The sequence below is a fragment of the Rhodococcoides corynebacterioides genome (assembly GCF_019834675.1).
Classification (GTDB): domain Bacteria; phylum Actinomycetota; class Actinomycetes; order Mycobacteriales; family Mycobacteriaceae; genus Rhodococcoides; species Rhodococcoides corynebacterioides_A.
This window is the reverse complement of sequence record NZ_JABUBU010000016.1, coordinates 67277-76377: the sequence shown is the minus strand read 5'-3', so window position 1 is coordinate 76377 and position 9101 is coordinate 67277. Positions and strand designations below refer to the sequence as shown.

Genomic DNA, 9101 nt, shown 5'->3' with positions numbered 1-9101 from the left:
CCCTTCTCCTGTTCCCCTTCCCGCCCCCCTTTCCGGTTCCCGCGCTGCGGTTCTGCTCCCGCGCTGGACATGGGCAGCGCGGGAGTCGGACCGCAGCGCGGGAAGGTGCGGGCCCGCCGCGCTTGTGACGGATGTGACATGAGTGCACTCGGCCCCGGCGCGTCGGCGTGGCGTGTCGCGGCGCCCCCACTACGCTGACGAGCGAATCTCACACGAGTGTCATTCGGCGGCAGGAGGTGGTGTACGTGCCCAATTCGGTGATCTGGATCGGCCTCGTCGCCATCTGGCTGTTCGTGCTCGTTCCCATGCTGGTGAAGTCGAGGCCTCGTATCCGCCGCACCACCGACGTCGCACTCGCCACCCGAGTGCTGCACCGCGGCGGGGCGGTGCTGCGTGGGGAGCGCGGACCCGCCGCCGGTCATCGCAGTGACCCGGACTGGGAACCCACCGACGTGCACTCCAGCGATGTCCGCGTCTCGGACGACCACACCGACTCGCCCGATCCGGAGGAAGCCATGCAGACCGACGATCACGAGTCCGAGCACGACGACGACGAGTACTTCGCCGACGACTTCGTGCCCCGGCGCCGCGGCCGCGGCGGCTTCGATCCCGAGGCCGACGCCATCGCTCGCGCCGCGCGGTACTCGTTCCGTCAGCGTGCGGTGCTCGGCTCAGTATTCGTCATCGCGATGTCCGCAGCGCTGGGTTTCCTTGCAGCGCCGCTGTTCTGGTGGGTCTTCGGCGTGACCGTCGTCGGGCTGGCGGCGTACCTGTTCTACCTCCGCCGGCAGGTGCGCATCGAGGAGGACATTCGCCGTCGCCGTATGCAGCGCCTGCAGCGCTCCCGCCTCGGCGTCGAGTCGGCCACCGATCCCGAGCTGCGCCTCACCCCCGAGCGCCTGCGTCGCCCCGGCGCCGTGGTGCTCGAGGTCGACGACGAGGACCCGGCGTTCGACCACCTCGATCACTACGATGAGCAGGTGGGTGACGAGCATCTCGACGTTCGGATGCGCCGGGCGGCCGGGGAGTAGGGACTCGTTCCCGCGCGGCCCGAGCGGGCTGCTAGAGTTCTTCACGTCCGGTTCGCCGGGCGGAAGTACCAGGGGCTGTGGCGCAGTTGGTAGCGCGTCTCGTTCGCATCGAGAAGGTCAGGGGTTCGATTCCCCTCAGCTCCACCAAATGGTTACTACTCAAACCCCCGTCACGAGAGTGGCGGGGGTTTGAGATTGAAACGGGCCCTCCGGGGCCCGTTTCGCGTTTGGGGGAGTCGATGGCGGCCAGATGCCGGGCGCCGTTCAGCGACCGGCTGAAGGCTGTGCGCTCGACCTCAATGGTAGACGCGTCGGCGTCCTCGTCCTCGATGGCGTCGATGTAGATCCGGGTGAACCAGGCCTGGTTGTAGTGGCGGCGGTCGCTTTCGCTGACGTTCCGCTACATCCGCCCGGGATCGGCCATGAGGTCGAGGACAGCGTCCAGCGTGGCGTCAGAGTCGATCCCCGCTTGCGTCAGGCTGGCGAGTTCCCGTTCGAGGCCGGCGAGCTGGCGCGTGAGCTGATCCTGCTTCTTGCGTGCGATGTCGCTCGGAACGGTGCCGTCGAACGCGTGCTCGGCCCACTTCTTCCGGTCGCGGTGGATCTTGTCGATCTGCCGCTTCATGTTCGATGTGTAGGTTGCCGCCTTGCTGCGAAGTGTGGCGAGGTTGCCGTGGAGGCGCTCTCGCACTGCGGGTAGCGACCGGGAGTGCCACGGTTCGTGCTCGCCGTCCCACTGCGCGAGATGGCCTGCTCGACCTTGTTCAGCCTCAGAAGGGGCGCTTGGCAGTCGGTGGACTTCGTGTGGCGTCCGGAGCAGGCGTAGTACTCGTAGCGCCCGCCGCGCCGTCCGGTCGTGACCATGTAGAGCAGCCGCGAGTAGCAACGGCCGCAGTACAGCGAGCCGGAGAGGTAGTGATGGTGCTTGCGTTCCCGGTTCCCGTTGGCGCGACGACTCGTCAGCTTGTCCTGCACTCGTTTGAAGGTCTCTTCGTCGACGAGGACCTCGTGGGTGCCGGGGTGCTCGACCCCTCGCCAGGTCACCTTTCCGGTGTAGAAGCTGTTGATCAGCAGGCGGTGGACATTGCTGCGCTGGAGTGGCCGCTCGGGCTGCTTGGGCGTTGCTCGCTGGACCAGGCCACGGTCGCGCAGAAGGTCGGTCAGCGTCGTGAGGGTCATGAAGCTTGACCCGGTTTCCCGGACACCTGATCTGTAGCGTTGCTGCTGCAGGAGAGGAGTCCGAGCTATGCCCGCTGCCCATCCCGAGGAGTTCCGCCGCCGGGCGGTCGACCTGACACGTCAGCCGGGGGCGAGTGTCATGCGCATCGCGTCCGACCTCGGCATCAGTGAGTCGTGTCTGCGCAGGTGGATGAAACTCGATGACGTCGATGCCGGCCGCGTCGACGGTCTGTCCACGAGCGAACGCGCCGAGCTGGCACAGTTGCGCCGAGACAAGAAGCGCCTCGAGACCGAGGTCGAGATCCTCAAACGCGCAAGCGCCTATTTCGCGCGGGAGAACATCCTCCCGAAATAGGGTTCCGGCTGGTCCACGAATTGGCTGCGGACGGGTTTCCCGTCGCGGTGACCTGCCGGATCCTCGAGGTGTCGAGATCCGGGTTCTACGACTGGCGACATCGACCACCGTCCATGCGTGATATGTCGGATGCACTGTTGGCCAACAGCATCCGTGATATCCACCAAGGCTCACGCGGGTGCTACGGCGCGCCGCGGGTCCACGCCGAACTCCGTCTCGACGGTGGCATCTCGGTCGGACGCAAACGTGTCGCACGGGTGATGCGGCTACTCGGCGTTGCTGGTATCGGTGCCCGCCACAAGCGTCGCCATCGACCCGCACCAGCGGTGCACGACGATCTCGTCGCCCGCCGGTTCGTCGCCGAGCGGCCCGATCAGATCTGGTGCACCGACATCACAGAACACCCCACCGGCACGGGCAAGGTGTACTGCTGCGGGGTCCTCGACACATTCTCCCGGCGCATCGTGGGGTGGTCGATCGCCGATCACATGCGTACCGACCTCGTCGTGGATGCACTGCAGATGGCGCTGTGGCGCCGCCACCCGGAGGCCGGGACGATCATGCACTCGGACCGCGGATCTCAGTACACCAGCTGGGTTTTCGGCCAACGACTGCGAACGGCAGGACTGCTCGGGTCGATGGGTCGGGTGGCCTCGAGCGTCGACAACACGATGATGGAATCGTTCTGGTCGACGATGCAACGCGAGCTGCTCGACACCCGATCATGGGACACCCGAGATCAGCTCGCCTCCGCGATCTTCGAATGGATCGAAGCCTGGTACAACCCGCACCGCCGGCACTCCGGGATCGGCTACTCCTCGCCAGTGGATTACGAACACGCCTACCATCGACGGGTCACCTCAGACGTGGCCTGAACACCCAACCCGAACTGTCCGGGAAACCGGGTCAAGCTCCTGTCGACTACTAACTGCAGTACGGGTCGCCCCACCTTCGCGAGCGTCTATCGCTCATGATGCGCACTCCCAGACGCTCGTAACGCTGGGGCGGACTGGGGTGGCCCGGCTCGTGCCGAGCTTGAGCAGTCCTGGGCAGTGCTCCAAGACCACCTACGAAGGGCCTGGCGCCGGGTGGGTCGGTTCTGTCGGTTCTACGAGATACTAAGGCCTATGCGCATCACGCTGGATGGCAATCTCTTCGACCTCAGGCCGGAGCTCCTCCGAGCACGTATCGATGGGCACATACCCGAGAACATTCGCGATTACGGGGTCGAGATCGACGGCACACGCTGGCCGGTGAAGCAAGTCATCTCGCTCGCCACAGGAGTCACTGACCGGCAGCGGTTCCAGTCCCAGTCCTCGCGCCGGTGGCTGCAGAAGCTCGGGTTCACAATCGGCAAGGGCAACGCGGCGACGCCACCTGCTCCTCGACCGGCTCCCAATACGCAGGTGGCAGTCGTCGGTCCACCAACTCCCGTGCCGCGCCCTCAAGCCGACGTCGTACTCGTTGGGTGCGTGAAGAGCAAGCGGCCCGAAGGCGCGCTCGCGAAGGACCTCTACACGTCTGACTACTTCGCAAAGATGCGTGCGTACGCCGAAAGCACGGAACGACCGTGGTTCATTTTGTCCGCTGAGCACGGGCTCGTCAGCCCAAACGATTGGCTCGAGCCGTACAACTGCTATCTGCCAGACATGAGTCGCGAGTATCGCCGCAGCTGGGGACAGAAGGTGGCAACGCAACTGGAGGCAGCCGTCGGGCCGCTCACGGGCGTCGTCGTCGATCTCCACGCGGGCTCGGCCTACGTCGAGTCCACTGAGGCTGCGCTTCGCCCGCTGGGGGCCGTCGTGGTCGACCAGCTGCGGGGCCTGTCGTTCGGTCGTCGCTTGTCCTGGTACCTGCAGCAGAGCCGTGGGGAACCCGACGGCGATCTGGACATCGTGTCGCGCCTCCGCGACGGGTCGCTCGCAGTGTCGCTCGACGACCTTGTCGCGTCTGGCGGGGACGGGCTGCGATCCCCGGGGATGTACAGCTGGTGGATCGACGAGGCGGGCGCCGCCGATCTCACCAGGGGATTAAGGCATCAGGTCGACGCCGGTCTGATCTACGCCGGTCTGGCCGGTGCGACCCGGACCGGCGGCTCCACATCGGCGAACACGTTGTGGGGGCGTATTGCCACCATGCACCTGGGCAAGCGACACGAGTTCTCGACGCTCCGCCGAAGTCTGGGCGCCGTCCTTGCGCAGGCCTACGGGCTGTCGGTGATCGACGAGGTTGGCCTCACCCAGTGGATGCACGTCCACCTGCGGGTTGTGGCTATCCCGGTCGCGCACGCCGACACGCTCGACAGCCTTGAAACTGAAATCCTCTCGGAACTCGATCCGCCGCTGAATCTGGCCAAGGTCGCCAAGACGCCACTTCGGCGGCAGCTCTCGGCCCTGCGGAAGCGATTCGCCGGTGGGGCGGCAAGCGAACAGCCGTGACGGCGCGACGCGGGGCACCGACGGAGGCAGCTTGTTACGGACCGTTCCTCCGGTGCTGCCGCTGGTCGTCCTATCGAGTCCGGCAGCCGACATCGGGCCCCTCTGGCAGGCTTTGCCTAGCAGGCGGAAAGAGTGCAGGAGTGTGACATTGAAGGCAGATGCGCTAAGCCCTCGGCAGTTGTTCGACGGCAAGATGCACTACGAGATCCCGCCCTTCCAGCGGCCCTATGTCTGGAACGAGGAAGACCAGTGGGCGCCGCTGTGGGCTGATGTGATCCGCGTTGCGGAGAGTCACGTTGTGGCCGATGGGGCGGCGCCGACGGTTCCGCACCACTTCCTCGGTGCGGTTGTCTACGAGTCGAAGCCGCCCGTTGTCGGTGACGTGACCCGTCATCTCGTTATCGATGGTCAGCAGCGCACGACCACCCTCCAGCTCTTGATCGATGCCGTTCAGGCGGTCGTCGAGGAGCGCGGCCACGCCCTGCTCGCGGAGGACCTTGAGGAACTGATCCTCAACCGATCGTCAGCCTTCCGTGGCAAGCCGGAGCGGTTCAAGCTCTGGCCCTCGAAGCACGATCGCAACGCGTTCGCCCAGGCGATGGACCCGAAGGATGGCTGGGCTGGCGAGCACCGCATCTTGTCCGCCCACAAGTTCTTCAGCGAGGAGGCTCGCGCCTGGCTCACCGGTACGCCGGATGAGGACGGCCAGACGCCGCCCGGCACGGAGGAGCAGCGAGCTTCAGCTCTGTCCGCCACCCTTCGTGATGGCCTCTACATAGTGGCTATCAACCTGACGGGTCACGATGACTCGCAGCTGATCTTCGAAACCCTGAACGACCGGGGCACGCCACTGCTGAAGGCCGACCTCATCAAGAACTGGGTCTTCCAGCAGGGCGAGAAGGCCGGCGCAGATGTCGACGAGTGGTCGGAGACGCACTGGGTCGACTTCGACGACGAGTGGTGGCGAGCCGAGATCGTGCAGGGTCGTCACCAGCGCTCCCGTATCGACATCTTCGTCCAGTACTGGCTGACCATGCGGCTGAGCGACGAGGTGAAGACCGAGCAGGTCTTCCGGATCTTCACGGAGTACGCAGCGCCGTACATGAAAAGTGGCGACTCCGCCGACCAATTCCTGAGCGAGTTCCGCAAGGACGCGGACACCTACCGCGCGCTTGCGAATCTTCCCGATCAGAGCGCCCAGGGCTCGTTCTATGGTCGCGTCATCGAGACCATGGGGCTCGCAGCTACCAGCCCGCTCCTGTTGTGGCTTTTGTCCGACAACCACAAGGTTCCCGAGGATCAGGTCGTGATCGCGCTCGGAGCGTTGGAGAGTTGGGTCATCCGGCGAACACTTCTGCGGATGACCATGAAGGACGTCAACAAGACCATGGTCTCGATCCTGAAGCTCTTGGATCGCACCCCGATCGACATCGCGGGCGAGAGGGTCCGCAACTTCCTCGCAGCTCAGCGCGCCGACGCCCGGCTGTGGCCCACCGACGAAACGATGAAGTCCGAGCTGCCGTCGCTGCGGCTCTACGGCAACGTGGCTCAATACCGGTTGCGTGTGGTGCTCGCCGCGTTGGAACGAAAGCTGCGGACAGACTTCCACGAAAACGTCACGCTGCCCGACAAGCTGGAGATCGAGCACGTCATGCCGCAGGGCTGGCAGGCGCACTGGAACCCGGAACCGCGCTTGTCGCCCGAGGAGGCCGCCGACAGGGACCGTCGAGTCCACACTCTCGGAAACCTCACGCTCGTGGCGAAGAGTCTGAACGGGTCGTTGTCCAACCGCCCGTGGACGGACTCCGAGGCTTCATCGATGAAGGCCGGTGGCGAGGCCGGGCTGGGGAAGCGAAGCCTGCTTGAGAAGTACAGCCTTCTCGTGCTGTCAAAGGACCTCATTCGCGACCACCCCACGGCGTGGACGGATGCCGACATCGAAGCCCGTTCGTCCAGGCTGACGGCCCATATCTGCGAGCTGTGGTCAGGACCTCCGGCGGACGTCGAGCCACTCCAGGAGATCGAGGAAGTAGGTGGTACAGGCTCGACGGCAACCCATCCGCACGTGGAGTGGACCGAGGACGATCTGGCCGACTATGCCGCAGGCACGGCGGACATGACTCTGGGCTTTCTTGACTACGTCGCCGCCCACAAGGCGGGCGAACTCTTCGTGGGCGACGATGTGTCCGAGTCGGGCTTGAACAGCGGACAGATATCTGGGATCGCGGGGGCGATGGCCCGCGAGACCTACAGCACGTTCGGCCGGAGCAACCCACCGATCGAGTTCGTCAAGGTCGACGGCCGCTGGCATTACCGGATGGACGCGGCCGTGGCTGATCGCTGGCGTTCCGTCCGTGGCACGAAGTAGCGCGCTCCAATGCCTCGCGAAATCCAGTTGTTCACTGACGGCGATGGCATTGCGATCATCGGTGATGCCAAGGCGGTCGAACTGTTCCTGGAATCTGAGGCGCTGCCGTCGAAAGACTTGGAGTTGCCTCGGCTCGGGAAGATTTTCGGCACCGGGGGAGTGGCAGCGCAGGCAGGGGCCGAGATCGCGGCCAACTCCGGCCGCTGGGTGAAGCTGGCGGAGGAGTCTGCTCAGGCTCTGAAGAAGTACAAGCTGATGAAGGGGTCGAGCCCCGGCGTCAGTCGCGCCGTGCTGACGGAGGGTGGCAAGAGCAAAGGTTTCCTCCAGATCGTGCGCACCCCCGGCGCTGCGCTGACCAACCCTGCACTGCTGGCAGGCGTGGGCGGGGTCATGGCGCAGCTTGCGATGCAGCAGGCAATAGACGAGATCACTGACTATCTCGCGCGCATCGACGAGAAGCTTGACGACGTTCGGCGTGCGCAGACCAATCAGGTGTTGGCGCGCATGGACGGCGTCGACCTCGCGATTAGGGAGGCCATGAGCGTCCGCGCGTCTGTAGGAAGGGTCTCCGAGGTCACGTGGTCGAAGGTGCAAGCTACGTCCTCGACGATCCTTGACACGCAGGCCTACGCGTTGCGCGAGCTCAACGGGTTGGCTGAGAAGCTGGAGCGGAAGCACAAAGTCGGGGATCTGGCGAAGGCGACGAAGGCCGCCCATGCGGAGGTCGACAAGTGGCTCGTTGTGCTGGCTCGGTGCTTTCAACTGCACGACGGAATCGCTGTGCTCGAACTCGATCGCGTGCTGGACGCGTCGCCGGACGAACTGGACCGGCACCGCCTCGGTCTGAAAGCCGCCAGGCAAGACCGGTTGGAACTGATCTCACGCAGCACGGTCCGTCTGATCGCCCGCATGGATGTGGCTGCGGGCACTGCCAACACCAAGGTTCTGCTTCACCCGTCCAAGGCACCGGCACTCGTTCAGTCAAGCAACCAGGTGTCGGGTTCCATCATCGATTTCCACGGGCGTCTTGGGATCGAAGGCGAGCGGGATCCGTTGGAGGCGCGGCGCTGGAAGTCGGCTGCGACAGAGGCGAAGGACAAGGCACTCGAAAGGAGTGCCGACGGCGTCGGGTCCGCTATGCGCTTCGGTAATGAGACATTGGACCGGGCAAGAACGACGACGGGCGAATTCTCAAGGCGGATCGCTGAGCAAGCGCGTCGTCGACGCGGCGATGAAGAGGCAGACGACCAGGAGGCCTGAACCGCCGGGCGACCGTTCGGTCAATTAGACCGTGGCTGGCACAGCGCTCCTACCCCTCTGCCTGGGCCGCGACCAAATGCCGCTGCACGATTGCCTGCACCGTAGTGCGGTGCACTCCGTACGCCTCGGCGAGCTCTCGCTGTAGGGCGCCGGCAAGTGTCGCTGGACGAGCTCCTCCTGCTTCTGTTTCGACAAGTGAACCTGCTGCTGGCGGGCCAGAGGTGTAGCCGAGGTGGCGTCATCCCGCCTGACCTGGGGTCTTGTCCCACGGAGCAACTTCGTCAGGGTCAGCGGGGGGGTGAAAGTTGTCCTGTTAGTTCCACCGGATCAGAGCCGCTGTCCGCGAGTCGGGCAGCGGCTCTCGTTCTGTCCGGGCATCGACCGTCGACCGTGCGGGCCTCGGGGGCCGATCCGTCGGGGCCGATTCACCGAGCCACGCGAGAGGTACCCGAGACGCTGGGTCAGCGTCG

8 protein-coding genes and 1 tRNA gene are annotated in these 9101 nt (G+C 65.2%); 7 read left to right on the top strand and 2 right to left on the bottom strand.

Going from position 1 to position 9101, the window contains the following annotated elements; genetic code table 11:
* Positions 1-245 precede the first annotated feature (245 nt).
* Together sepX and HQ603_RS14695 are read left to right on the top strand one after the other, a co-directional pair.
* Complete coding sequence (gene sepX / locus HQ603_RS14700; protein ID WP_222685327.1) at positions 246-1031, top strand: divisome protein SepX/GlpR; 786 nt, start codon at positions 246-248, stop codon at positions 1029-1031.
* Between the two features lie 71 nt (positions 1032-1102).
* Positions 1103-1178, top strand: a tRNA-Ala gene (locus HQ603_RS14695).
* 253 nt (positions 1179-1431) lie between these two features.
* On the opposite strand, the gene HQ603_RS14690 is transcribed toward HQ603_RS14695, so the two are convergent.
* Together HQ603_RS14690 and HQ603_RS14685 are read right to left on the bottom strand one after the other, a co-directional pair.
* Entirely contained in the window at positions 1432-1656 is a 225-nt protein-coding gene (locus HQ603_RS14690; RefSeq protein WP_222685326.1) for a hypothetical protein, read from the bottom strand.
* Positions 1653-2210: a recombinase zinc beta ribbon domain-containing protein gene (locus HQ603_RS14685; protein ID WP_222685324.1), complete on the bottom strand. Its 558-nt coding sequence runs from the start codon at positions 2208-2210 to the stop codon at positions 1653-1655. Before HQ603_RS14685 ends, HQ603_RS14690 begins: the two co-directional genes overlap by 4 nt.
* A gap of 67 nt (positions 2211-2277) precedes the next feature.
* Between HQ603_RS14685 and HQ603_RS14680 the strand changes: the two genes are divergently transcribed.
* The 5 genes from HQ603_RS14680 (at position 2278) to HQ603_RS14660 (ending at position 8631) form a co-directional block, all read left to right on the top strand.
* On the top strand, positions 2278-2565 hold the full coding sequence (locus HQ603_RS14680; RefSeq protein ID WP_068151775.1) for a transposase: 288 nt from the start codon (positions 2278-2280) through the stop codon (positions 2563-2565).
* 20 nt (positions 2566-2585) lie between these two features.
* Positions 2586-3440, top strand: coding sequence for an IS3 family transposase (locus HQ603_RS14675; RefSeq protein ID WP_261773873.1), 855 nt, complete (start codon positions 2586-2588; stop codon positions 3438-3440).
* 252 nt (positions 3441-3692) lie between these two features.
* Positions 3693-5003, top strand: a complete 1311-nt coding sequence (locus HQ603_RS14670) for a DUF6884 domain-containing protein (protein ID WP_261773872.1) — start codon at positions 3693-3695, stop codon at positions 5001-5003.
* A gap of 142 nt (positions 5004-5145) precedes the next feature.
* The gene (locus tag HQ603_RS14665; RefSeq protein WP_222685323.1) at positions 5146-7371 is read left to right on the top strand and encodes a DUF262 domain-containing protein; all 2226 of its coding nucleotides are present in this window, start codon (positions 5146-5148) and stop codon (positions 7369-7371) included.
* Between the two features lie 9 nt (positions 7372-7380).
* Positions 7381-8631: a hypothetical protein gene (locus tag HQ603_RS14660; protein WP_222685322.1), complete on the top strand. Its 1251-nt coding sequence runs from the start codon at positions 7381-7383 to the stop codon at positions 8629-8631.
* The last annotated feature ends 470 nt before the right edge of the window (positions 8632-9101 follow it).

Excerpts from the sequence above, each read along its gene's own strand:
- HQ603_RS14690 (WP_222685326.1), bottom strand. The coding sequence starts at position 1,656 with ATGAAGCGGCAGATCGACAAGATCCACCGCGACCGGAAGAAGTGGGCC.
- HQ603_RS14685 (WP_222685324.1), bottom strand. The coding sequence starts at position 2,210 with ATGACCCTCACGACGCTGACCGACCTTCTGCGCGACCGTGGCCTGGTC.
- HQ603_RS14680 (WP_068151775.1), top strand. The coding sequence starts at position 2,278 with ATGCCCGCTGCCCATCCCGAGGAGTTCCGCCGCCGGGCGGTCGACCTG.
- HQ603_RS14670 (WP_261773872.1), top strand. The coding sequence starts at position 3,693 with ATGCGCATCACGCTGGATGGCAATCTCTTCGACCTCAGGCCGGAGCTC.
- HQ603_RS14660 (WP_222685322.1), top strand. The coding sequence starts at position 7,381 with ATGCCTCGCGAAATCCAGTTGTTCACTGACGGCGATGGCATTGCGATC.